The sequence below is a fragment of the Virgibacillus sp. LDC1 genome (assembly GCF_025792345.1).
Classification (GTDB): Bacteria; Bacillota; Bacilli; order Paenibacillales; family Paenibacillaceae; genus Paenibacillus_AQ; species Paenibacillus_AQ lautus.
This window is the reverse complement of record NZ_JAOXLZ010000001.1, coordinates 742,355-764,953: the sequence shown is the minus strand read 5'-3', so window position 1 is coordinate 764,953 and position 22,599 is coordinate 742,355. Positions and strand designations below refer to the sequence as shown.

At 48.7% G+C, this 22,599-nt stretch carries 23 protein-coding genes; all 23 read right to left on the bottom strand.

Annotated elements, in window-relative coordinates; genetic code table 11:
* Positions 1–49: 49 nt before the first annotated feature.
* Positions 50–751: a hypothetical protein gene (locus OHJ21_RS03645; RefSeq protein ID WP_133120296.1), complete on the bottom strand. Its 702-nt coding sequence runs from the start codon at positions 749–751 to the stop codon at positions 50–52.
* On the bottom strand, positions 732–1,847 hold the full coding sequence (locus OHJ21_RS03640; protein WP_486019306.1) for a hypothetical protein: 1,116 nt from the start codon (positions 1,845–1,847) through the stop codon (positions 732–734). Before OHJ21_RS03640 ends, OHJ21_RS03645 begins: the two co-directional genes overlap by 20 nt.
* Positions 1,848–1,870: 23 nt before the next feature.
* Entirely contained in the window at positions 1,871–2,329 is a 459-nt protein-coding gene (locus OHJ21_RS03635) for a hypothetical protein (protein ID WP_486019305.1), read from the bottom strand.
* Positions 2,326–3,003: an RNA polymerase sigma factor gene (locus tag OHJ21_RS03630; protein WP_326112132.1), complete on the bottom strand. Its 678-nt coding sequence runs from the start codon at positions 3,001–3,003 to the stop codon at positions 2,326–2,328. The genes OHJ21_RS03635 and OHJ21_RS03630 overlap by 4 nt, the downstream gene beginning before the upstream one ends.
* A 46-nt stretch (positions 3,004–3,049) precedes the next feature.
* Positions 3,050–3,889 (bottom strand): CPBP family intramembrane glutamic endopeptidase, encoded by an 840-nt coding sequence (locus OHJ21_RS03625; protein ID WP_394056815.1) that lies wholly within the window; start codon positions 3,887–3,889, stop codon positions 3,050–3,052.
* 48 nt (positions 3,890–3,937) lie between these two features.
* A complete protein-coding gene (locus tag OHJ21_RS03620) occupies positions 3,938–4,972 on the bottom strand; it encodes a phosphotransferase enzyme family protein (protein ID WP_486019304.1) in 1,035 nt (344 codons plus the stop codon).
* Between the two features lie 144 nt (positions 4,973–5,116).
* Positions 5,117–5,386, bottom strand: coding sequence for a CD3324 family protein (locus tag OHJ21_RS03615; RefSeq protein ID WP_100536357.1), 270 nt, complete (start codon positions 5,384–5,386; stop codon positions 5,117–5,119).
* 282 nt (positions 5,387–5,668) lie between these two features.
* The gene (locus tag OHJ21_RS03610) at positions 5,669–6,325 is read right to left on the bottom strand and encodes an HAD family hydrolase (RefSeq protein WP_486019303.1); all 657 of its coding nucleotides are present in this window, start codon (positions 6,323–6,325) and stop codon (positions 5,669–5,671) included.
* Entirely contained in the window at positions 6,325–7,038 is a 714-nt protein-coding gene (locus OHJ21_RS03605) for an HAD family hydrolase (protein ID WP_243390618.1), read from the bottom strand. Before OHJ21_RS03605 ends, OHJ21_RS03610 begins: the two co-directional genes overlap by 1 nt.
* A gap of 186 nt (positions 7,039–7,224) precedes the next feature.
* On the bottom strand, positions 7,225–7,974 hold the full coding sequence (locus OHJ21_RS03600) for a DnaD domain-containing protein (protein WP_326112140.1): 750 nt from the start codon (positions 7,972–7,974) through the stop codon (positions 7,225–7,227).
* An 18-nt stretch (positions 7,975–7,992) separates the two neighbouring features.
* The gene (gene asnS / locus OHJ21_RS03595; protein WP_076321005.1) at positions 7,993–9,288 is read right to left on the bottom strand and encodes an asparagine--tRNA ligase; all 1,296 of its coding nucleotides are present in this window, start codon (positions 9,286–9,288) and stop codon (positions 7,993–7,995) included.
* A 30-nt stretch (positions 9,289–9,318) separates the two neighbouring features.
* On the bottom strand, positions 9,319–10,527 hold the full coding sequence (locus tag OHJ21_RS03590) for an acetate/propionate family kinase (protein WP_100536354.1): 1,209 nt from the start codon (positions 10,525–10,527) through the stop codon (positions 9,319–9,321).
* Positions 10,524–11,396, bottom strand: coding sequence for a 3-hydroxyacyl-CoA dehydrogenase family protein (locus tag OHJ21_RS03585; protein WP_100536353.1), 873 nt, complete (start codon positions 11,394–11,396; stop codon positions 10,524–10,526). Before OHJ21_RS03585 ends, OHJ21_RS03590 begins: the two co-directional genes overlap by 4 nt.
* Before the next feature lie 134 nt (positions 11,397–11,530).
* Positions 11,531–13,033, bottom strand: coding sequence for an AAA family ATPase (locus tag OHJ21_RS03580; RefSeq protein ID WP_100536352.1), 1,503 nt, complete (start codon positions 13,031–13,033; stop codon positions 11,531–11,533).
* On the bottom strand, positions 13,026–13,559 hold the full coding sequence (locus OHJ21_RS03575; RefSeq protein ID WP_100536351.1) for a hypothetical protein: 534 nt from the start codon (positions 13,557–13,559) through the stop codon (positions 13,026–13,028). Before OHJ21_RS03575 ends, OHJ21_RS03580 begins: the two co-directional genes overlap by 8 nt.
* Before the next feature lie 268 nt (positions 13,560–13,827).
* Entirely contained in the window at positions 13,828–14,346 is a 519-nt protein-coding gene (locus tag OHJ21_RS03570) for a cell wall elongation regulator TseB-like domain-containing protein (RefSeq protein WP_326112145.1), read from the bottom strand.
* 31 nt (positions 14,347–14,377) lie between these two features.
* Complete coding sequence (locus tag OHJ21_RS03565) at positions 14,378–15,679, bottom strand: amidohydrolase (protein ID WP_486019302.1); 1,302 nt, start codon at positions 15,677–15,679, stop codon at positions 14,378–14,380.
* Positions 15,654–16,319 carry a redox-sensing transcriptional repressor Rex gene (locus OHJ21_RS03560; RefSeq protein ID WP_100536348.1) on the bottom strand — a complete coding sequence of 222 codons (666 nt, stop codon included), beginning with the start codon at positions 16,317–16,319 and terminating at the stop codon, positions 15,654–15,656. Before OHJ21_RS03560 ends, OHJ21_RS03565 begins: the two co-directional genes overlap by 26 nt.
* 62 nt (positions 16,320–16,381) lie before the next feature.
* Positions 16,382–19,258 carry an ATP-dependent DNA helicase DinG gene (gene dinG, locus OHJ21_RS03555; RefSeq protein WP_394057453.1) on the bottom strand — a complete coding sequence of 959 codons (2,877 nt, stop codon included), beginning with the start codon at positions 19,256–19,258 and terminating at the stop codon, positions 16,382–16,384.
* A 171-nt stretch (positions 19,259–19,429) separates the two neighbouring features.
* Positions 19,430–20,035, bottom strand: coding sequence for a hypothetical protein (locus tag OHJ21_RS03550; RefSeq protein ID WP_246059775.1), 606 nt, complete (start codon positions 20,033–20,035; stop codon positions 19,430–19,432).
* Positions 20,036–20,180: 145 nt separating this feature from the next.
* Positions 20,181–20,564 (bottom strand): aspartate 1-decarboxylase, encoded by a 384-nt coding sequence (gene panD, locus OHJ21_RS03545; protein ID WP_100536345.1) that lies wholly within the window; start codon positions 20,562–20,564, stop codon positions 20,181–20,183.
* Positions 20,557–21,447, bottom strand: a complete 891-nt coding sequence (panC, locus tag OHJ21_RS03540) for a pantoate--beta-alanine ligase (RefSeq protein WP_326112148.1) — start codon at positions 21,445–21,447, stop codon at positions 20,557–20,559. Before panC ends, panD begins: the two co-directional genes overlap by 8 nt.
* The gene (gene panB, locus OHJ21_RS03535) at positions 21,444–22,328 is read right to left on the bottom strand and encodes a 3-methyl-2-oxobutanoate hydroxymethyltransferase (RefSeq protein ID WP_326117896.1); all 885 of its coding nucleotides are present in this window, start codon (positions 22,326–22,328) and stop codon (positions 21,444–21,446) included. Before panB ends, panC begins: the two co-directional genes overlap by 4 nt.
* Positions 22,329–22,599: the final 271 nt, after the last annotated feature.

The following is a 22,599-nucleotide window of genomic DNA, read 5'->3' as shown; positions in this document are numbered from 1 at the left end:
TAATCCAATGGATGTTATTAACACCCATATGTACGACAGACAGCCTAGCCTAACTGCTGCGATCTCTAATGATCACTTTGACTGCAGAAGGCACGGACAGCGTCACATCAAGTTGTGAGAACGATCCTCGAAAAGCATAGCGCGGGGGATCATTCAGCTGGACATATAGAATGTTTCCCGACTGTTTAACCTGAATCATCGACGGCAGCTCGGTCGTACTCCACATTTTGATGTCTTCCATACGCAGGCTGCCGAAGATCAGCATTTCATCCGAGCTGGAAGCATCCTGATGGATATTGTGGTTGTAACTGCCCTGGACAATGACTTTTTTAACCCCGTCCGGGATCGTTATTTTCTGATCCGGTAACGGAATCGTTTGCTGCACGGACATCGTCTCACGGCGAATCTGATCCAGTAAACCTGTCGCGTTCAGCGCTCCCATGCCGATACAGCAGAAGGTCAGAAAACCGATGAGAAGAATGCTGAAAAGATCATACTTGACCGAACCGCCTCTCCGAAAAATCAGTGTATAGCACACAATCTCGGCGCCTAACAGAACCCATACGATCGGCCACCATCTTGCGGCGGAGCTGTACACCTCTGCGCCTTTCCAGGCGGAGGACAAGACAAGCAAACCGAGCACGAGCAAGGATAGTCCCATGGAGAGTGTACCCACTCTCCATGGCCGTGCAGACTTCGATGGAGGGCTTCCCAGACCATGAATGGACATCTCATTCGTTGTCGGTATCATAATATGAACGCTCTCCCCTTAATGTATCCTTTTTCGAGCCGGTCATCAGCTTGATTCCTCCTCCGATGAGAAGAACAGCGATAATCGCGGTTTTCAAATAGGAACGAATGCGGTAATCCAGCTGTAAATGAGGGAAAAGCGTATCAATATAAGGCATCACAACACTGGTGAATACGAAATAAATACCGAGTACGATCAGTCCAAGCCCGAGCCAGCGCTGCTGATTCCCAAGTCCCGAGATGATCGGTCGATCGCGCAGCGGCTCCCTGCCGTAACGGCTTACTTGCTGCAGGCCGTCAAAGAATGCATAGAACCAGATCAGCGGAATCAAGAACAGGAACAGCGACAGCTTGAGTACATCCAACACATAAATGCTGCCAAGAAATAGGACCATGAGCTGCAGTCCGCGTTTTTGCAATCCCAAATACATTTGACCCGCTCCAGGAAACGCCGATAACAAGGTAGCAAACACTTTACTTCGGCGTCCGCTCTCCCTTCCGCTCTCTAACTCATCAAACAGCGTGCGATCGATAAGTAATTCCCCAGCTTGCTTGCGGTTAACCAGCTGAACCACATCAAACATGCAGTAAAGCCAAATGATAGGCAGCATGCCCAGAAACAGCAGGAATACCGATTCGTGAGTCAAGCCCGTTAAGAACAGCAGAATCGTCCCCAGCCCGAAGAATGCGATCAGGAATGACAACCCCCGCTGCATCAATCCCAGTTGAAAATGACCCAAACCGGGAATGAAGGACAGCAGTATGGTATAAAAGCGTTCAGACTCATCACTCTTTTCCTGGCGAATCTCCATCGGCCGTCCATACTCATCGTGGATAATCATTACAGGCGTATATCGGATCAAAGCAACTAGCAGGTCGAGCATGCTGATCCCCCAGATCATGAAGGCTCCGAGAATTCCCAGCCCAAAGACCGCATCGGAATGGGACATAATCCCGAGCACAAATCCGCCGAAGAGGCTTCCGAAGAACAAGAGCGGATATAGCAGGGCGCGTCCCTTTCTCCCCCAATAATAATGGCCGAGGCCGGGAAGGATATTTAATATAAAGGCAAACCCTTTACTTTTTTGCGGTTGCACTAGGCATCTTCCTTTCATTTTTCTTATCTGGATAATAGCTGGTCAAGCCAGCCCGTTGTTTTTTCCACCCATTGTTCACTGTAAGAAGGTGTTTCGGATAATGGAGCATCACCGTTCATTTCTCCAGGAAGAAGTCGGTCAAATGCCCCGGTGAAGAGGAACAGCATGGTAATGGAGGCGGCAATGGTGTAATGAACGATCGCGCGTTCGTACCATCGCTTCGGACGTTCCTGAATCCGCAGCGGTGCTTTATGGGTGTATGGCTTAATTTGTTCGTGTTCCACCACCTGCTGCGTAAATGTTTCCGGGTCTGACAAGCCAGGGAGTTCGGAATCAAGCTCCGCCAGTATCTGCATATATAACTCCAGCACGGAGTCATCCGATAACATGAGCTCTTCATAAGAAGATCGTTCTTCTGGCGAGCCTTCTCCTCTAACATATCGTTCTGTCCGCATTGTAAGCTCGTTGCCCTTAACGTTCATTTCCATTCCTCCTCCTTCCACGATTTCCGAATCCATTGTCTGGCCCGGTATAATTTCGATTCAACCGTCTTGACCGTGACATCCAGCTCGGCTGCGATTTGCTCGTAATTTTTCTCTTCCAAATAAAAAGCCGTTATAATGGCGCGGTGGTTGTCCGGCAATTGTTTGATTTTCTCGCGAAGTTCCTCTCTTCTCTCCTTATGTATGAGCAGAGAAACCACGTCCTCGTCCCGGGAAGGGAGTTTATCCAGCACTTCAGCATGTTCGCCGGGCAGCTGCTCCGGCGGTTTACGGGAAAGCTTCCTCTTCATATCAATCGCTTTATTTAGCGTGATGCGTGTAATCCAGGTTTTGAACCCTTCAGATCGGTACTGGGGGAGAGCTTTGTATACTTGAATAAACACTTCCTGCGACGCATCTTCCGCTTCCTTGGCATCCCGCAGGACCGAGTATGCCGTATGGAACACGTGCTGGCTGTAATGGCTCACCAGTTCCCGAAAGGCTTCCTGATCACCTTGCAGGATGCGCGTGATTAACGTTTCAGCATCAATAACTCTCCCCTCCTTCCCAAATACATAGACGTCAGCTTCGAAAGCTGCCCCTGCACTTTTTTCAAAAAAATTTGGATCATCTAAAAACAAGACCAGAACAGCTTGTCCGCATAGTCTGCCCATACCGGTCAAAACAAAAAAGAACGTCCATCGACGCCCTTTCAGGATGTTACAGGATCATGCCGCTAAGTACAAAAAGAACATTCATCACAAAATGCATGACCATCACGGGAACCAAACCTTTCGAACGAATAGCCACGCCGCCCATCATGATACCAAAGATTGAAAACAGCAGACAAACCGGCCATGAAAAACCTAGGTGGTAATGGTATAAACCAAAGGTAGCTCCAGCGATGATGAGCCCTTTCAGCTCCCCAAATCTACCTACAATATGACTAAGTATGTATCCCCGCCACAACAGCTCCTCAAGGACGGCATTGATCAGCGCGAAGGAAAGTGCATAACCGATTAGAACGAGAAATTGCGGCTGTCCCCAGTCCATAAAAAAAGAAAATATGCCACAAACGACAACCAGGAAAATAAGCATGAAACGCCAGATCGGATCCTTAATTGGTCCTTTGAATATCCATGGAAAATAGATCGTTTTCCCCCATGAACCTGTGGCGAGGTATAAAGGCTTTTCTTTCGTTAATGCGGCCGCGAGCGCAAACGGAAGTACAAATAGAATCAGGCTTAACCTCGATAGGATGATGGCCCAGGCATCATGCCCCGCGAATCCATTTTTGATGATTTCACCGAAAGCATGATAGAGCGTATAGCCTATCACCATGATAAGCGCGACTATGGCCGTGTCTCTGATTTGAATCGATATCTTGCGTAAGCTTCTTAGCTTGCACAAACGATATATCAACAGGATCAGCCCGATTCCCCACGCCATGGATAAAAGGATTGAGGTCCATTGAACCCATACGATGGTAGCGATCATGATGATCAAGCAGGTGATAAATTCACCTGGGCGGTTCGTTACTTGCAAGCTTTTCTCTCCCATTCTGTAACGCGTATGATGATATCATGATACCCTTCTATCCTGACCGGATCAACTAGAGATTGGGACATCGTCTTTTTCTAACGGCTTCACCACAGTTAGCAGAAACGGGCGTCCGTGCAAATATTCACGGATATAGGCTAGTGCATAGATTTGCTCACTCTTCAGACTTTCTGTCTCTCTTGGATTAGAGGCATGGTGGCTATAATTCTCCATCATGATCATGATGAAAAAACACTCCAGAGACTGAATATAATCCGAGTCCAACTTCCGCACACTTTCATATCCTTGGAGCACTTTAAATCGCTGCTTCGGATCAAGTGACAACATAACCGCGGCCAGATCGTAAAGATAAAAACCGTAACCGCATCTACCGAAATCAATCGGATGTGGAATTCCCCCTTCAAATACAACATTCCCCAGATGTAAATCGGCATGAATGAGGCCATAGTTGCAATCATCCGCGTTCATAAGCTCAAGCTGGGATAGAACCTTTTCAGCTGCGAGTTGATACAGTGACCATGAGCCTTCCGATAAAAAAGTTCCTGCATATCGTTCCAGTTTGGCTAGCGCTTCTCTATAACTGTTCATCCCCCATACGGGCCTCCGGAAATCAGAAGAACTTTCGAAGCCAAGTGCAACTTCATGCAATCTCGCAATCAAGGCACCTACCTGATAAGCCTGATCTTCTGTAAGTCTTTCATGGGCATGCACACCATCCACCCATCTCATCACGGTGACATGAGGTGATCTGAATCCATTGTCCGTAACGATTGTCAACAATCTTAAACCACTTGGTGTGGTTATACTTGTCGGCACTTTGATACCTGCGGTAATAAGGGCATCCAGGAATTGAAGCTCCAGGTCTATTTCATTACTGCGCCGTCGATGCGAATGAATTCTCAACAAGTATGTTTCATCTAAGTTTGTCTTAATTTGATATGTAATCGTGTCCGAAATACCGATAAATTCAATCTCAACCCATCTCAGGTTATATTGCTGAAGTGCCGATATCGCAACCTTCTTGGCTCTTGCGAGCAGCGCACACCGTTGTTCTTCTGTTTCAAATTGAAAAAAATCATTCATGAACTCACCTCTGCTCTATCATTTGAACGTTCTTGAATGATTATAATTGCTCAGTATCTGCACTTCCTATATAACGATTGGTTTAAAATGACTTTTATCCATAAGAAAAAGCCACATCAGAATCAGGTCCAATGTGACTTTGCATTACTTGTTTTTGGTATACACGATTTTCTTGATGGAATCGCAGGATAAACAAAATTGAGAAGAAAGCTGATCAATACTTGCGCCCGACGCAAACAACTGCCGGATTTCCAGGTTTCTTTTTTTCAAATACACCCGGCTGCCCGAGTTTTCTCCCCATTTCTTGCGTAACCCTTCAGGTTTAGGGATGTACACCATCCCGCCCTGTACATATTTTTGCACTTCCTTCAACAATTCCTCTGGAAGTATAATATCCGCGTTTATATATTTCATGGTATCTCTGCTCCTTAAAATTAAAATAAAGGTTTTAAGGATGCAAAGTCCATTAGATAAACGGCCTCTTTTATGCGAGGTAATCAGGCGGTAACTTTCTCATCGCTCCATGCAAACAACCGCCGTTGTTCATCATATAGACTTTGCATAGAGCTCATCGTCAATCTTCCCATCATGATCATGCCCCCCCCTTCAAAATAATGACATTCCGACTGGTTATGACCATTATAACCGATGTTACGCGAAAAATCGAAGTGCTCTGTCTCATCGTTCAAGCCGATTTTAAACCGCTAAGCTTGCAAACGACCGGAGCATCTCCTCCACGGTTTTGAAATAATAGGTTGGCTGGCATGCCCTCAGCTCTTCCTCCGAACCGTAACCATAACCTGCAGCAATGCTGTGTATCCCGCAGTTCCCGGCTCCAATTAGATCAAACTTCCGATCTCCAATCATGACGGCTTCCGAAGTATGAATGCGGCACGTATCCAGAACATGCTGAATGATTTCGGTTTTGGCGGACCGGGTGCCGTCCAGTTCGCTTCCGCACACCATGGAAAAATAAGCGGTTAGCTGGAAATGCTCTAGGACTGTTTCGGCAAAAACCGTAGGTTTGGAGGTAGCCACATACAACTGGCGCCCTTGGGATAACAGCAAATCCAATAACTGGCGTATGCCGACATATACCTCATTTTCATAAAGGCCGGTGTCCTTGAAATATTCACGGTAACTCAGAACGGCTTCCCAAGCCTCGGCTTCACTAAAATGATATTTCTCGGTGAAGGTCGTCTGGAGCGGGGGACCGATAAAACATTCCAGCTCGGAGAGATCACTTACGTTAATCCCATGCTGAGCGAGTGCGTACTTCACGGCTTTCGTAATGCCCTCACGCGGATCCGTCAGGGTTCCATCCAAATCAAACAGTATATGATTATATTTCATTATGTAGTCCTCCGTGTTCCATCGTTAGCCAAATCCTTGATCTCCAGAAGATCCCTGATCACATAAGCAGGTCGATGATGGTCATTTAACGGGGTATCCCGGCGATTATAATAACAAAAATCAATCCCGGATCTTACTGCTCCTTCATAGTCATCCGTAAGCGAATCCCCTATGTACAGCACCTCGTCTGGACTTAAAGCCAATTCCTGCAAAGCGAGTTCAAAGATCTGCGGGTCCGGCTTCCAGCACTTCACCTCATCCGAAATGATGAAGGAGTCAAAATAATGAAACAAGCCTCCTGCCGCAAGACGTTTGCGCTGAGCCTCACCAATGCCGTTGGATATGACCCCGAGGGCAAAGTCGCCATGCAGGTGTTCCAAAATAAGATCGGCATGGGGCTCCATATGGTTGGAACTGCAAAACAAGCCCCAGTAGGTTTCCGAGATCTCCCGGCACTGGGTAAATTCCCGCTTCAGTCCAAGGAACGTGTCCATGAAGGAATGCTCCAACACCTGCCTAATATCGTGATTGTTCTGAATCCGGTTCATCCAATAATTAAAGTTAATCGGTCCAAACGTGCTCCAGAATTCCTCCCACGTCAGTTCCTCATGCAGACGGTAGTCCTCCAGTGCCTGCTGCATACATGACCTTTCACTCTGACTATAGTCTAATAACGTGTTATCCAGATCAAAAATTATGGCCTTGTATCTCATCTTCATCTCCCCCTCCAGCCGCTGCTGCAACTATATCCATTCGCTAATTCGGAGAAATTCTCCTGCTAATTCACAGGACTGAACAGCCCATCCTCAGCCCGCTGCATTAGAAAAGTCCCATCATAGACCTGGATTACAAAAAAATTGCAAATAAAAAAGCACGCCCTTAACGGACGTGCTTCTTATCTATCTTCCAATATTTCTGAATTTCTGCGTATAGGCTTTGGCATCCTGTGCGGTACGCACCCGGTTTCGGCTCCATTCCAGCAGGATCCGGTCAATGTAGCGGAAATGCAGTTTGCCCGCAAATACCGCTTCTTTGAGAGCCAACAGGATCAACTCGTCCGGATAGCGATCCGCATCAACCCAGCCGGAGATCGTCTCCAGCTCCATGGGCGACAGCGGGCGTCCAAACTCTTTTTCAAAAATGGTGAACAAATTCCGCTCTTCCTTCTCGGGAACGGGATTCCCCGATGCAGTTGATTTGCCATTAGCAGGCCGGGCATTTAAAAGCGGAGACGCAAACTTGGTTCCATCAGGGGTCTTTTCCTCACGCTCTTCAGCCAAGCACGAAGCGAGCTTCTCATACAATCCGTTGAGATTGTAGCGCTCGTAATGAATCCCCTGTGTTTCGTCCACATACTCATCAATCCCGATCAGCCCTACCTTCATCAAACGCTGCAAGCTGGTAGCGATGAAAGCCGCGGGAGCCCCCGTCACTTCCGCAAGCTCCTCCAGCGAAGGAAACGCCTTGAACTCCACCTGCTGATAACCAATCAAATGGATGACCAGCATGGCTTCGCGGTCGCTTAAACCAAGTGACCGGTAATGCCGTAGCAAGGCATAAGGGATGATCGCCATTCCTTGGCTCATGCCGGCAGCGGCGCCGGCCGTCCACCCATTCACGCCTGTGTCCACGTTACCGTCGTGGTCCATAGACTCACCTCTCACGGCTTACGGGTACAACCGGTACAGGGTCCGTGGGAACGGAATCGTTTCACGCACATGGTCCAAGCCGCAAATCCAGGCAACGGTACGCTCAAGACCTAAACCGAAGCCGGAATGAGGCACGGTGCCGTATTTACGCAAATCCATATACCATTGATAGGTTTCCATCGATAGATCATGCTCCTTGAAGCGCTCTTCAAGCAGCTGCGGATCGTCTATCCGCTGCGATCCGCCAATAATCTCGCCATAACCTTCCGGAGCGATCATATCCGCACACAGTACGACTTCCGGACGGTTCGGATCCGGCTTCATGTAGAAAGCCTTGATTCCCGCCGGGTAATGCGTGATAAAGACCGGCTTGTCATACTTCTCGGCAATGGCCGTTTCGTGTGGCGCGCCAAAGTCCTCACCCCAAGGAATATCGAAATCTTGCGTATGCAGGAATTCAATGGCCTCATCGTAAGTAATCCGAGGGAATGGTGCCTGGATCGCCTCAAGTTTCGAGATGTCGCGACCGATCGTTTCAAGCTCCTGGCGGCAGTTCTTAACCACGGATTGCACCACATGACTAATGAACTGCTCCTGCACCCGAAGGCTCTCCTCATGGTCCGTGAAGGCCATCTCCGGCTCAATCATCCAGAACTCGATCAAGTGACGGCGGGTTTTGGACTTTTCGGCCCGGAACGTCGGCCCGAAAGAATATACCTTACCGAGCGCCATGGCGGCAGCCTCCATGTACAGCTGTCCGCTCTGGGTCAAGTAGGCATCCTCATCAAAATACTTCGTGTGGAACAGGTTGGTTGTACCCTCCGCGGAAGTTGGGGTCAAAATCGGCGGATCTACAAGCGTAAATCCGTTGGTATCAAAATAATCTTGAACCGCACGGATAATTTCAGCACGGATCACCATGATCGCACGTTGTTTCTGGGTACGAAGCCACAGATGACGATGGTCCATCAAATAATCGACACCATGCTCTTTAGGCGTAATTGGATAGTTTTCCGTAAGATGTATGATTTCAATGCCGGTAACCGTCATCTCATAACCCGATTGGCTCCGCGGCTCTTCACGTATAACACCCGTCACATACAAAGAGCTTTCCTGTGTCAGGCTTTTCGCGTCATCCCATACCTGTTCGGATACTTCGCTCTTCACAACAACACCCTGGATATATCCGGAGCCATCGCGAAGCTGCAGGAATTGAATCTTCCCACTGGAACGCTTGTTGTTGATCCAGGCGCCGATCGTGACGGTCTCACCGACATGCTGGTTGACGTTACGAATCACACTTTTGGTGGCCATGCTTAAATCTCTCCCTTATATCACTACTATTTAACGGTTGGAAGCTTGTACGATACGATGCGTATCCCGAGCGATAACCAGTTCCTCGTTGGTAGGGATCACAAGTACCTCGACCTTCGAATTCGCCGCAGAAATACGGCGTGGTTCGCCGGAACGAATGCTGTTCAGCTCCTCATCCAATTCTACTCCGAGATAGGTAAGCTGCTCAAGCACTCTTTGACGAAGAACGATCGAATTCTCGCCGACGCCCGCAGTAAATACGATGACATCCACGCCATTCATGGCAGCAGCATATGACCCGATGTATTTACGAACACGATACTCATACATTTCAAAGGCCAACGTGGAGTTCGGATCGCCTTTTTCCATGCCTTCCGTAATCTCACGCATATCACTGCTGATCCCGGAAATCGCTAATAGTCCGCTATGCTTGTTCAGCATGGAGTTCACTTCATTGACAGTCAGCTCTTCCTTGTTCATGACAAACGGTACGATTGCCGGGTCCAAATCACCACTGCGTGTACCCATCATGAGCCCTTCCAGCGGAGTCATCCCCATGGAGGTATCGATGGATTTCCCGCCTTTTACGGCTGTCAGGGAAGCACCGTTACCGATATGACAGGTAATGATCTTCAGATCCTCCAGCGGCCGGTTCAGGAATTCTGCCGCTGCCTGGCTGACATAGGCGTGGGACGTACCGTGAGCACCGTAACGACGTACTTTATACTTATTATAAAGTACTCTCGGAATAGCGTACAGGTATGATTTCTCAGGCATCGTCTGATGGAATGCCGTATCAAATACAACGACCTGCGGAACGCCCGGCATATTGGTTTCTGCCGCTTTAATCCCCATCATCGATGCGGGATTGTGAAGCGGAGCCAAATCGAACAAGCGGCGGATTTCCGCTTTGGCGTCACTGTCAACGAGCGCGGATTCTTTAAAAGACTCCCCGCCGTGCACGACACGGTGTCCAACGGCCTGAATGCTTTCGATAGAATCGATCACACCGTGTTCCTCGTTCGTGAGCATGCCAAGCACTTTGCGGATCGCCGTGGTATGCTCCAGAATTTCGCTAACTTCCGTAACATCCTGTTTTCCCGTCGGCTTATGCGTCAGAATCGAGGAGTCCATGCCGATCCGCTCAACCAAGCCTTTTGCCAGCACGGATTCATCCGTCATGTTGTACAGTTGATACTTCAGTGAAGAACTACCTGCATTAATTACGAGAATATTCATACCCGATCACCATCCTTATCGTACTTGAAAAAGCCTTCCCCGGTTTTGACGCCCAGTTGCCCTGCGCGGACCAGTTTCTTCAAGACTATCGATGGACGGTATTTCAGTTCGCCGTACTCGCGGAACATGCGCTCCAGCGCAGCGAGAATGGAATCCAAGCCGAAACGGTCGGCCATCTCAAGCGGCCCATGCTGGAAGTTATATCCGATTCTCATCGCGTCATCGATATCTTCCGCCGAAGCCACGCCTTCTTGCAGCAGATGCATCGCTTCGTTGATCATGAGAGTGATCATGCGGGTTGTAACGAAACCTGGAGACTCATACACCATGATGCCTTTTTTATCCGAAACTTCTTCAACAAAGCGTTTCGTTTCCGTAAACGTATGTTCGGAAGTTTTCAGGCCGCGGATGATTTCAACAAGATCTACCTTGGAAACAGGATGAATGAAGTGCATGCCAATAACACGCTCAGGATATTTGGTAGAGCTGGCGAGCTCCGTCAAACTAAGCGTGGATGTATTACTTGCTAATATCACATGGCTCGGACATACTTGATCGAGCTGTGTAAATACCTCTTTCTTCGCTTCCAAGTCCTCTATAATGGTCTCAATCACCATATCGCAGGTGCTAAGCTCGGCAAAATGAGTTACTTTTTGAATCCGGTTCAGTATGAGTTTCTTCTCTGCCTGGGTAATTCCCCACTTCTCCAATTGTTTATCTAGACTGGTCTCGATCATTCGGTATGAATAGTCCAGTTTCTCTGGAGTTTTCTCTACGAGCAGTACGTCAAGACCTTTGGCTGCCAGCATCTCCGCAATGCCCTGCCCCATAGTCCCGCCGCCTACGACGCCGATTTTTTTGAAGTACATGGTTTCTACTCCACCCTTTCCTTATCTCTATACTTTATTGTACCCCATTTGTCGAAAAATACATTTTCAGAGCACAAAGTATAATAATATCTTAGCACGACAAAAAAGTAAAAAAAAATAACCAGCATAACAATTTATGCTGGTAAAAGCGCGTTTTCACGAAATTGACAACGAAATTGTTCCCCAGAGAGGATTTCTTCCTTTAAAAGGATATCAAGAGAATTGTCGAATATTGGCCGTTTTTGTCCCAAGAGATTCTTAGTGCGGTTCATTAACTCTTCCAAAATCACATTATTCTCTTTCATTAACTCTTCAGTTGTTACCATGTTCATGTTAACAATGCCCAGCGACGTCAAACCCGACTTCATCATCGTCTCCACGATGTTCAGCGATTGCTCAAAGTCATTGCTTGAGCCTGTGCTTCGCCCCCCGTAAAAGATCTCTTCGGCGGCCGCACCGCCAAGCGCGATCATAATTTGCTCTTCGAGGAAGGTTTTTGTATACAGATACTGCTCCTCCTGCGGGTTATGACGTACATAACCAAGTGCTTTACCGCGCGGGCTCAGCGCAACTTGTTTCACACTGCCGGGACGCACAAGCTCTGCCATAATAGCATGTCCCAATTCATGTATGGCAACGCGCTTCTTCTCTTCCAAATTCGATTCGCGGTCGGAACGCTCACCCATCATTACCTTATCAATCGCCATGGACAAATGGCGCTGATGGATAAACTGTTCATTCTCGCGCATCGTATAAATGGCCGCTTCATTCATGACGCTCTCAAGCTGTGCACCCGAGAAGCCGTAAGCTTCCTCAGCGATTTTCTCCAAGTCAACATCTTCATGCAGCGGCTTATTACCCGCATGCAGATTCAAGATATGAGTGCGTCCCTTCTTATCCGGAAGATCTACTTGAATATGACGGTCGAATCGACCTGGACGCAGCAGTGCACTATCCAGCATTTCTTTCCGGTTTGTCGCGGCGATAACTAAAATGCGAGGCGTATCCTGTGAATAGATGCCATCCATCTCGGTTAGCAGCTGATTCAGCGTCTGGTCATACTCGCGCTGCTGGCCGCCTTCGCGTTTACCGCCAATGACATCGATCTCATCGATGAAGATGATGGCGTTTTGTTTGTTTTCTTTTGTCGCACGATTCCGGGCATCCTTGAACAAATCCCGGATGCGCCCCGCACCAACACCGACGTACATCTCGACAAATTCACTGCCGGATGCAGCAACAAAGATCGAATCCGTATAATGAGCAGCGGCTTTCGCCATCAACGTCTTCCCTGTTCCCGGAGGCCCGGTTAGGAGAATGCCCTTCAATGGACGAATGCCGAATTTCTTAATGTCTTCATGACGAATCAGAAAATCCAATGCTTCTCGCAGTTCTTGTTTAGCATTATCCTGCCCGCCGATTTCTTCGAACGTCAGCTTGGCAGGTCCGCTCTTTTTCCGCTTGCGCTCATTCCCTGCGCCTACAGCAATACCGCCTTTCATTTTAGCGATAAACAACAAGCCGCCTACAAGTCCTGCAGCGATGAGCAAGGGCACGATGTTCACGCCGACAAATACGAGGAATACCAGCAATACGGGAATAAAGCCTAACATGATTTCTTTAGCCAATTTAGGCATGATTCCACACCTCCATGTTGCCAGGCTGACGCGGCAAGATTATAAATTTACCAGACTTGCCGTCTGACAAGCTGACATAGACATTGGTGTCATCGATGGTTGCTTTTGCTTTCAAATTCGGAGACTGGGCAGCAAGCTGCTCGAGCGATGATTGAATATCGGTATACTGCTTATTATCCATTGCTTCGGCGACTGAAAGCATGGCCTTCTCCCACCATTGATCCAGTGCTTCCGAGGAATGGTCCTCCACCTGGATTTTCAATTCCCGCTTGCCAATCACAGACTTGCCTTCCTTCTTAATATGCTGAACCAAACCTTGTAAATTTGTATCTGGAGCCAAATCAAGATTCAAAGTAACGGTATTCTGTTTAATATCTATATGAGAATCCTTCACGCCGTCATATTGTGACACAACATTTGCCAGCGGATTTTGCAAAGCCATCTGCCGATACAGAAACCATCCGCCAAAGAGAACCGATGCTGAGATCACGACAGTCAGCATGATAGGTACAATGCGTAGTTTCATGAAGTTCCTCCTTCATTTCCTGTATAAAATTTTGTCTATCATTTTGTAACACAAAAATACATATAACAACGATATATTCCGATGCATGTAATTTATATGCTCGTTTTGTACAAGTACGAGTATATCACATCTTATATACTTTTTCATGCATGTCTGTGAAAATATTTAGAACAGTTTTTCCATATTTTTTCTGAATCCGCTTACAATTATGAAAGAAAAAGAGAAGCCCCTCTTAAATAGTAAGGGACGCCTCTCTTTACTTCGTTTATTATTGATTTGGAAGAATAATGTCATTACCGATCGTGTTACCGTCTTGAAAACGATAAAACCGATAGCCGCGCTGACCGTTGTGTTCATACTGCAGCTGCCAGGCATACTCGCCTTCATACATTCCAGGCAGCAATCGCTTAATTTCCACACCAGGCAATTCGTTATAAATCTGATCCCGAATCTGGGCTTCCGACATCCCTGTATTCAATAAAACGGACTGGACAGCATCGGCACCTTCAACAGGTATGTTGTCATCTGTAAATTTTACCCATACCATACGATCTTGATTGTCCTGATCCTTGCCGCTTACCACCCAATAGTTATTATCCTCGCCCCACACCGATTTATAGGTCTTTCCGGACGAAACCAATTGGCCATGCTGCTTGGCGGCAGCAATCGCCATTCTTTCTTCATTCCAAGTGTCTTTCATAACATATGAATAATAGAGCTGTAAACCAAGCAGTAACAGCAGCACGCCGGATACACTAAGCAAGATCCACTTCGTTTTTTTCTTCAAATCCGTCTTCCTCGCTCCCCTTGATTATTCCCTAGAGGGTTGTAAGACGCTCAAAGGCACGCTGCGCTTCCCGGCGGATACGTTCCTCATCGAGAGTAAGGCTCGCGCCATTCTTCACGACCTGCTTACCGTCAACCCATACATGCTCAACATCCTTCGCACTGGCGGAGTAGATAGCATGAGAAATATAATCCGTCTTCGGAAGGAAGTGCGCCTGATCCGTGTTCAGTGCGATCATATCTGCCTTCATTCCTACCGCAAGCGTACCGATATCCGCAAGGAAAGCTGACTTGGCACCATACTCTGTACCCATCCGAAGCGCTTCGGATGCAGGAATCGCGGTTGGATCCCCGCTTACTCCTTTATGGATCAGTGCCGCCAGGCGCATCTCTTCAAACATATCCAGATTATTATTGCTCGCAGGTCCATCGGTACCCAAAGACACGGTGACCCCGGCTTTCAGTAGTGCAGGCACGCGAGCGATGCCGCTGGCAAGCTTCAGATTGCTGCCTGGATTATGCGACACCATCACTTGATGCTTAGCCAGGATTTCGATTTCTTCATCGGTCAGATGGACGGCATGCGCAAGCAGCGTTGGACGGGAAAACATGCCAAGCTTCTCCAAATGGGCAACAGGGCGGAGTCCGTAATCATTTACATTCTGAGCGACTTCCGTTTCCGTTTCGGACATATGCGTATGCAAAGGCAGATTCAGATCATGGGATGCCTGAACGAATTTCTCGATGAAATCCGGCGGGCATGTGTAAGGTGCATGCGGCGAGATCATCGTCGTAATTCTTCCGTCCGCCTTGCCATGCCAGTCTTTCGCGAATGCAACCGCCTCATCCAGCTTCTGCTGCTGCACCTCAGGCGGACATAATCCGATGACACCGCGTGTCAGTACGCCGCGCATTCCTGAGTCCTGCACAACATTTGCAACCTGATCCATATGATCATACATATCCACAAACGTCGTGGTTCCGCCTTTGATCATCTCAAGCACGGAGAGTGAGGTTCCCCAGTAAACATCGTCGGCCGTGAATTTGGCTTCCATAGGCCACATTTTTTCCTGAAGCCATACCTGCAGTGCCAGATCGTCGCCATAACCGCGGAGAAGCGACATCGCCGCATGTCCGTGCGTGTTCACCAATCCAGGCAGGAAAAACAGATGGGTTCCGTCGATAATTTCTGTTCCCTCTTGGACGGTTGGCTCTTCTTCACCCAGGTAGGTTATCCGGTCATTCTCCACAACCATATATCCGCGTAGCACGGACCTTCCTTTCTCTAGTACCGCAAACGTTCCGTTTTTAACCATCCACTTCGTTGTCGTCATGTGCTGTATCCTCCTTACCGTTATCCAAATAATAGGCCAAACTTTGCAAATCCGTAGTAAAATCAGCCGTATGAATCCGGATATGGGATGGAGCTTTCAGGATGGTCGGCGCAAAATTCAGAATAGCCTCGATGCCTGCGGCGATAAGCTGATTCGCTACATTTTGCGCTTCAAAATCCGGAACGGTGATAATCCCGATACGAATGCCGTACTCATGAACCGTCTTCTCCAGTTCCTCCATCGGCTGTACAACCAAATTGTTTATTTTCATACCAACTTTGGGAGAATACGAATCGAAAACCGCCACAATCTTCATATTGTCCTTCAGAAATGCATTGTAATTTGATAATGCATGTCCAAGATTACCGGCCCCAATCAATGCGACATTGATCTTCTGGTCCAGCTTTAGAATCTGGCGAATTTTCTCGATCAGATAAGATACGTCATATCCGATCCCTTTCCGTCCAAAATCACCGAAATACGCTAGGTCCTTACGAATTTGAGCAGGATTGAGGTCCAGTTTTTGTCCCAGTTCCTGGGAGGAAACCGTGGAGACCTCCCTTTTCTGAAGCTCATTCAAATAGCGCAAGTATACAGGTAATCTGCGGACCACGGCTTCCGAAATTTTTTCCGATTTCATGCATGCTCCCCCTAATAATAGGTTAATAACTACATTTCAATGTGATCGTTCATGGTTTCACTTTATTCAGCTTGGTTCTCTACGCCTGCCTCTTCCTGCAGCCATTCCGAAATTCGGGGAACAATCCCCTCGGTCGGCATGTGCTCCATCTTTGGTCCCGGCAAGGAATATAGGAAATATTTTCCGTAATAGGATTCAATGACCCGGGTATCGTACACGATGACAATCCCCTTGTCTTGCGCTGTCCGTACCAGTCGGCCAAATCCCTGTTTGAAGCGAATGACGGCTTGCGGAACCGAAAGCTTCATGAAGGGGTTCTTCTTCTGCTGCTGCAGCAATTCGCTCTTGGCTTCAACCAAAGGGTGATTCGGCGGCTGGAACGGCAGCCGGACGATCGCAAGGCAAGTGAGCGCCTCACCGGGTATGTCAACCCCTTCCCAGAAGGAGCTGGTACCCAGCAGAACCGAGGCGCTGCTATCCTGGAATCTCCGGATTAACTTGGTACGGCTGGTTCCATCCATCCCTTGTCCCAGTACGGTAATATCGCTGGATGCCAGCGCCTCCTTCAAGGGCTCATGCACCTGACGCAGCATCCGGTACGAGGTGAACAGGACAAGCATACGTCCATGCGTAGCGATTGCCGTATCGGCCAATGATTGCACTAGTGTATTCACAAAGAGTGCATCCCCGACCGAGCCCTTCACGCTCGGAAAATCGCGCGGCACGACAAGGAGAGCCTGCTCCCTGTAATTAAACGGGGACGGCAGCAGAACCGTGTTCAGGTTGCCGCTATCTGCCGCTTCCTGTAGACCCAAATTCTCGATCATGAACTGGAACGATTTGTCCACCGACAAGGTCGCCGACGTCAGGATCACGCTTTGTTTCTTGTCAAAAAACAATTCCTTCAAGTGGGTGCTTACATCGACAGGCACCGCATAAAGTTGCAGCGATTTCCCGCGGAAATTGCCGTTAGCCTCCATCCAGTATACCGTGCCTTCATCATTCAGGGCCATGAAGGACCTCAGGTCCTCGCGGTGTGCGGCCAGGTCCTTAAACAGACCCGATAGGTCTGTTAACAGACTGTCGGCACTGTAATCGTCGAGATCTTCCTTCATTTCGGCGATCAGCTTGTCACCCTTGCGTACGACATCGCCCAGTATCACATGAATTTGATGTTCCAGCTCGGCAAGCGAATCCCAATCCTTCGGCTTCTTAAGAGGCGATAAGCGAAGCGAGAATTGACCGGCGTCTCCTGGAGATGCATCTCCGCGTTCCGGAAGCAGTCCGAACAATTGATCGCTGAGTCGATCCCAATTCTCTTTTACGGTGATCAGATCCGGATAAATCCGATCTATGATGGAAGACCACTCGACAGCCTTCTCATGGGATGAAACTTGCAGCAGCTGGCGAAGAGCCGGGAGCTGACCGCTGCGGCTGTCTTTGTACATACGGGTTAGCGTATGGACAACCGAAAAATATTTCATCTGCAAGCCAAGGTGCTTGCCGGCGACATCCTCCAAATGATGCGCTTCGTCGATGACGAGACGCTCATAACTCGGAAGCAGCTGGTGATTCGCTTTTACGTCGGTGAACAGCTTCGAATGGTTCGTAATGACAACATCCGCGATGCCCGCTTCATGCTTGGCTCTGTGATAGTAGCATTTGCGGAACCATGGGCAGGCACGGCCAAGACAGGAATCCGAATCGCTGGAGATGGTCTCCCAGAAATCCCCTCCGCGGCCGCCAAGGTTCAGCTCCTCATCATCCCCGTTCTCCGTCTGGGTCAGCCAGACCAGCATCTGCGCCGCGGTGATCACATCTTCCTTCGGTGAATGAAAATCTCTTCTATTTATTTTATGTTCAAATTTTCTCAAACACAAATAATGGCCTCTTCCCTTGAAAATAGCCGCTTTAAACGGAAAAGGAACAACCTGGGTGAGCAGGGGAATATCCCGGTCACGCAGCTGTTCTTGAAGGTTGATCGTATGCGTGCTCACCATAACCTTCTGTTCCTGCTTCACGCTTTGATAAATCGACGGCAGCAAATACCCGAGGGATTTGCCTGTTCCCGTGCCGGCCTCGATTAATAAATGTTTATTGTTATCGAGTGCCTGCATCACTTCCTGGAACATCATGTCCTGGGCATCCCTGCTCTCGTAATGAGGCAGCGTTTCCTTCAGGCGTTCACGTACATCATTCATGTATTGCTCGAAGCTTACATCGGCCAAGGGATTGGGCTCCGTCTCATCCCTGACGGGCGCAATATCGTTCCAATCGTCAACTGCCAGGGCGAATTGACGATAGTACGTATGGGTGTCTCCGGCTTGTACAGCCTGGAGTTCCCTGTCAGCACGGATGCCGTCAAAGAACCAGGCCAAGTCGCTGTCCTCGTCCGCAAACAGGTCGCTTAACCGCTGTACGGTAAGAAGAGGAAGCTCATCGATCTCCTCCAGGCATTTCAGCAGCGCATAGGCTGTGGCAAGCGCATCGCTGTCCGCCTGATGCGGACGGTCATGCTCCAGGCCGAAATGAGAGGACACCATCCCGAGCTGATAAGAAGGCAGCGAGGGAAAACATATTTTTAAGAAGTGCATCGTATCTAGAATTCGGCCGCTGAACGGTAAATAGCCGCAGCGATCGAGTGCATTTTGCAAAAAGTTAAAATCAAAAGCGACATTATGCCCAACCAATACGACATCGTCGAGCATGGGCACTAGTTCCATCATCATTTCTTCCAATGAAGGAGCATTCGCTACATCACTGTCGGAAATGCCGGTCAAACCGGTAATAAAAGGAGGGATCGGAATCCCGGGATTGACATAGGTGCCGTATACGCGGGAGATGCTTCGATCCTCTTCGATGATGGCCAGTCCAACCTGAATGATCTCATCTGCTGACTGGTTGCCCGTGGTTTCAAAATCCAATACGGCAAATTTCATTTCGATAAAATCCCTTTCCTCCAGACTAATTAACAGCATACCAGAAGTTGCGGGTTTTGAACATTCCGGGTAAAAAATCCCCGCGTTCTCCCCCTCCGCTCCATACGGCAAAAAGCGATACCAAAGTCTCAGGGATGAGCTCTGGCATCGCTTCTTGTTTGGGCTTGATTTCTACAGCAAAGAGATCAATTGGCTGCCGTACTGGAGCTCACCGCGATTCTGCTTGCAGACCTCCAAATTGATAATGGGGTCAGGAAGCGTCGGGTCGCTGTGGATCGCCAGTGCGAAATGCTCCTCGGCTTTCCCTTGTTGTCCATTCAACACCTCGATGCAACCCAGCGCATTGTAGATCATCGCCCGCATCTTCTTGTTGTCTGCCATGGGCAGGATGGACACCAACACATCGGAAGCTGGTATGGTTTGCCCCAAATAAAGATGGGACATGGCAATATACAGCTTGATCAGAAGGCTATCCGGAAATACCGTGGCGGCCGCCTCAAATTGCTGTATAGCCGGCTGGAACATCAACAACTTGTAATAACCTTGACCGCGAATGAATGCATCAAGCTGCAGTTCAGGCGCTTCGGTCGGTGGAAAAACAGGAGGCGAAGCGGCACTCTCGCGGAAGATGGCCATCTTCTCTTCAAAATGGAGCCATTCCTCGATGATGCCCTCGCTCATGCTTTTGAGCATGTTCCAGTTTTGTACCAGCGCCTGTTTTTGGGGACCTTGAGCAGAAGGGTAATGCTTCACAATTTCATCTAACATGTTGTTCATTTCAGCGAATACATGTTGAAACATAGCTGCATCCCACCCTTAGCGGAAAAATGAGATCAGTGCGTCGACCTGAACTCATTTTCTGTAGAAGACGGTCTTTTCATCCCTTTAGGGTCCCGACACATTTTGGCTCTTAGGAGTCCTCTTAGAGAACCGCGGCGTGAACTTCGCGATATTCCGTCGTAACCGGCTTATTCAATTCGTCAACGATCACGACCGTTGGGGTGTGATTGTCGTATTCCTCTTTGGACATCATGGCATAAGAAATGATAATGACGTTGTCGCCGGGCTGCACAAGCCGTGCGGCAGCCCCGTTCAAGCAGATAACGCCGCTGCCCCGTTCGCCTTTAATTACGTACGTTTCCAAACGAGCGCCATTGTTATTGTTCACGATTTGAACTTTTTCATTCTCCAGAAGATCTGCAGCCTCCATTAGATCCTCATCAATGGTAATGCTGCCCACATAGTTCAGATTGGCTTCCGTCACCGTTGCACGGTGGATTTTGGATTTCATCATTGTTCTAAACATGGGATCCCCCTACTTTTGGTTGAAGTAACGCATTGTCAATGAGACGGGTGCGGCCAAAACGTACGGCCAGCGCCATAATGACGGTTCTGTCTTCATCCGCAATGCGATATGAATCTTCCACGGGAACAAGCTCCGGGAAAGTGAGCAATTCTGCATAATCAATATCAGCGAGCGGGGATCGGGATATATACTCCCGAAGATGAGCACGGATCTCTCCTGCCGTCGCCGCTTGTCCCTGCCGGATTGCTTCCTGAGCGGTCCGCAGAGAGCCCGACAGCACAAGTGCCTGTTCCCGCTCTTCCGGCTTCAGATACACGTTGCGCGAGCTTAGAGCAAGTCCGTCAGATTCGCGGATGATCGGACAAGGCACGATGGTCACATCCATGTTCAAATCCTGTACCATCTGCTCAATCACGGCCACCTGCTGGGCATCCTTCATGCCGAAGAATGCATAGTCAGGTTTTACGATATTAAACAATTTGTTAACAACCGTGGTAACACCGTCAAAATGTCCGGGACGGGAAGCCCCGCACAACAAAGACGTAATTTCCGATACGGCGATCTTGGTTTTGGTCGGCTGAGGATACATTTCCTGAACCGAGGGAATAAAAACCACATTTACTCCTTCGGATTCCGCCAACGCCAAATCGCGTGCCTCATCCCGAGGGTAGGTCTCATAATCCTCACCCGGTCCGAATTGAATCGGATTGACAAAGATACTGACGACCACCGTACCTGCCATTTCTCGCGCCTTACGCATCAGGCTGGCGTGTCCTTCATGCAAATAACCCATCGTAGGCACAAGTCCTACCGGACCACTGCCGGATTCCCGGCGGTCCTGGAGCTCTGATCTTAAATCCGCAATGGTGCGAATCACTTTCATGATGTCGTGCCCACCTTTTCCTTTTTGCTTCCATATAAAGTTGTTGTTTCTGAACCTGCATGATTCTCAGCCTTGAAGACATGCTCCTCTGCCGGGAATGAGCGGTCCTTTACTTCCTTCACATACTGCGTGATGCCTTCACGGATGACGGAGCCGACATCGGCGTATGTTTTCACGAAGCGTTTGTCCCGATAGGGAGACGCGTATTTCAATATATCATGGAATACCAGAACTTGACCGTCGCAGTAACGACCCGCTCCAATGCCAATTGTCGGTATGCTCAGCGCCTTGGATATTTCCGTCGCTGCCTCTTCCGTAACCAGTTCCAATACAATTGCGAATGCTCCAGCCGCTTCAAGTGCCTTCGCATCATTCATGAGCCGCTGCGCGTCTTGGGCATCCTTGCCTTGTATCCGGTAGCCTCCAATCTGATTCACCGACTGAGGCGTCAGCCCGATATGGCCCAGTACCGGTACGCCGGACTGTACAATCCGTTTCACGGTGCCGGCGATTTCTTCGCCGCCCTCCATTTTCACCGCATGCGCATGGCCTTCCTGCATCAATCTCCGCACCCCGCGAAGACTTTCATCAATATCTCCGTGATAGGTCATAAACGGCATATCCGCGACGATGAAAGTGTCCTCCGCTCCACGAGCGACGGCACGGGTATGGTATACCATGTCGTCAAGCGTTACCGGAATGGTGGAATTATAGCCGAGCACGACATTGCCAAGGGAATCGCCTACCAATATCATATCAATATCCGCTTCCTCCGCCAGCTTGGCAGAAGGATAATCGTACGCGGTCAGCATGGTGATCGGTACACCCTTCTTCTTCATGTTCTTCATCTTCACGATGTTCAGTGGTTGTTTGCCTGCCATTGTGACACAGCCTCCTTTGTGTAAATAAGTTAGACACAATAAAAAAAACCTTTTAGCACATACTTGCTAAAAAGTCCGAAAGGCAAAAAAGAGTCACTCGCGATCGTCCCTTCTGTCTCGGTCCTTTCGGCTCAGAGCAGAATCCAACGTAACCGGCATAACAGTTATGAAGGTGTTCTAAAAAAAGTAATACATTTCAGTACCCATTGCTGCAGAGTGCAATTCGCTCATGGCGATACCGCCTCTTGGTCATAGTATAACAAATTTGAGA

Excerpts from the sequence above, each read along its gene's own strand:
- OHJ21_RS03580 (WP_100536352.1), bottom strand. The coding sequence starts at position 13,033 with ATGCCTAAATTGGCTAAAGAAATCATGTTAGGCTTTATTCCCGTATTG.
- OHJ21_RS03585 (WP_100536353.1), bottom strand. The coding sequence starts at position 11,396 with ATGTACTTCAAAAAAATCGGCGTCGTAGGCGGCGGGACTATGGGGCAG.
- panC (WP_326112148.1), bottom strand. The coding sequence starts at position 21,447 with ATGAAAGTGATTCGCACCATTGCGGATTTAAGATCAGAGCTCCAGGAC.
- OHJ21_RS03615 (WP_100536357.1), bottom strand. The coding sequence starts at position 5,386 with ATGAAATATATAAACGCGGATATTATACTTCCAGAGGAATTGTTGAAG.
- OHJ21_RS03635 (WP_486019305.1), bottom strand. The coding sequence starts at position 2,329 with ATGAACGTTAAGGGCAACGAGCTTACAATGCGGACAGAACGATATGTT.
- OHJ21_RS03565 (WP_486019302.1), bottom strand. The coding sequence starts at position 15,679 with ATGACGACAACGAAGTGGATGGTTAAAAACGGAACGTTTGCGGTACTA.
- OHJ21_RS03590 (WP_100536354.1), bottom strand. The coding sequence starts at position 10,527 with ATGAATATTCTCGTAATTAATGCAGGTAGTTCTTCACTGAAGTATCAA.
- OHJ21_RS03645 (WP_133120296.1), bottom strand. The coding sequence starts at position 751 with ATGATACCGACAACGAATGAGATGTCCATTCATGGTCTGGGAAGCCCT.
- panB (WP_326117896.1), bottom strand. The coding sequence starts at position 22,328 with ATGGCAGGCAAACAACCACTGAACATCGTGAAGATGAAGAACATGAAG.
- OHJ21_RS03620 (WP_486019304.1), bottom strand. The coding sequence starts at position 4,972 with ATGAATGATTTTTTTCAATTTGAAACAGAAGAACAACGGTGTGCGCTG.
- OHJ21_RS03575 (WP_100536351.1), bottom strand. The coding sequence starts at position 13,559 with ATGAAACTACGCATTGTACCTATCATGCTGACTGTCGTGATCTCAGCA.
- OHJ21_RS03625 (WP_394056815.1), bottom strand. The coding sequence starts at position 3,889 with ATGGGAGAGAAAAGCTTGCAAGTAACGAACCGCCCAGGTGAATTTATC.
- dinG (WP_394057453.1), bottom strand. The coding sequence starts at position 19,258 with ATGAAATTTGCCGTATTGGATTTTGAAACCACGGGCAACCAGTCAGCA.
- OHJ21_RS03550 (WP_246059775.1), bottom strand. The coding sequence starts at position 20,035 with ATGAACAACATGTTAGATGAAATTGTGAAGCATTACCCTTCTGCTCAA.
- panD (WP_100536345.1), bottom strand. The coding sequence starts at position 20,564 with ATGTTTAGAACAATGATGAAATCCAAAATCCACCGTGCAACGGTGACG.
- asnS (WP_076321005.1), bottom strand. The coding sequence starts at position 9,288 with ATGGCCACCAAAAGTGTGATTCGTAACGTCAACCAGCATGTCGGTGAG.
- OHJ21_RS03600 (WP_326112140.1), bottom strand. The coding sequence starts at position 7,974 with ATGGACCACGACGGTAACGTGGACACAGGCGTGAATGGGTGGACGGCC.
- OHJ21_RS03560 (WP_100536348.1), bottom strand. The coding sequence starts at position 16,319 with ATGAAATCGGAAAAAATTTCGGAAGCCGTGGTCCGCAGATTACCTGTA.
- OHJ21_RS03630 (WP_326112132.1), bottom strand. The coding sequence starts at position 3,003 with ATGGGCAGACTATGCGGACAAGCTGTTCTGGTCTTGTTTTTAGATGAT.
- OHJ21_RS03610 (WP_486019303.1), bottom strand. The coding sequence starts at position 6,325 with ATGAAATATAATCATATACTGTTTGATTTGGATGGAACCCTGACGGAT.
- OHJ21_RS03605 (WP_243390618.1), bottom strand. The coding sequence starts at position 7,038 with ATGAGATACAAGGCCATAATTTTTGATCTGGATAACACGTTATTAGAC.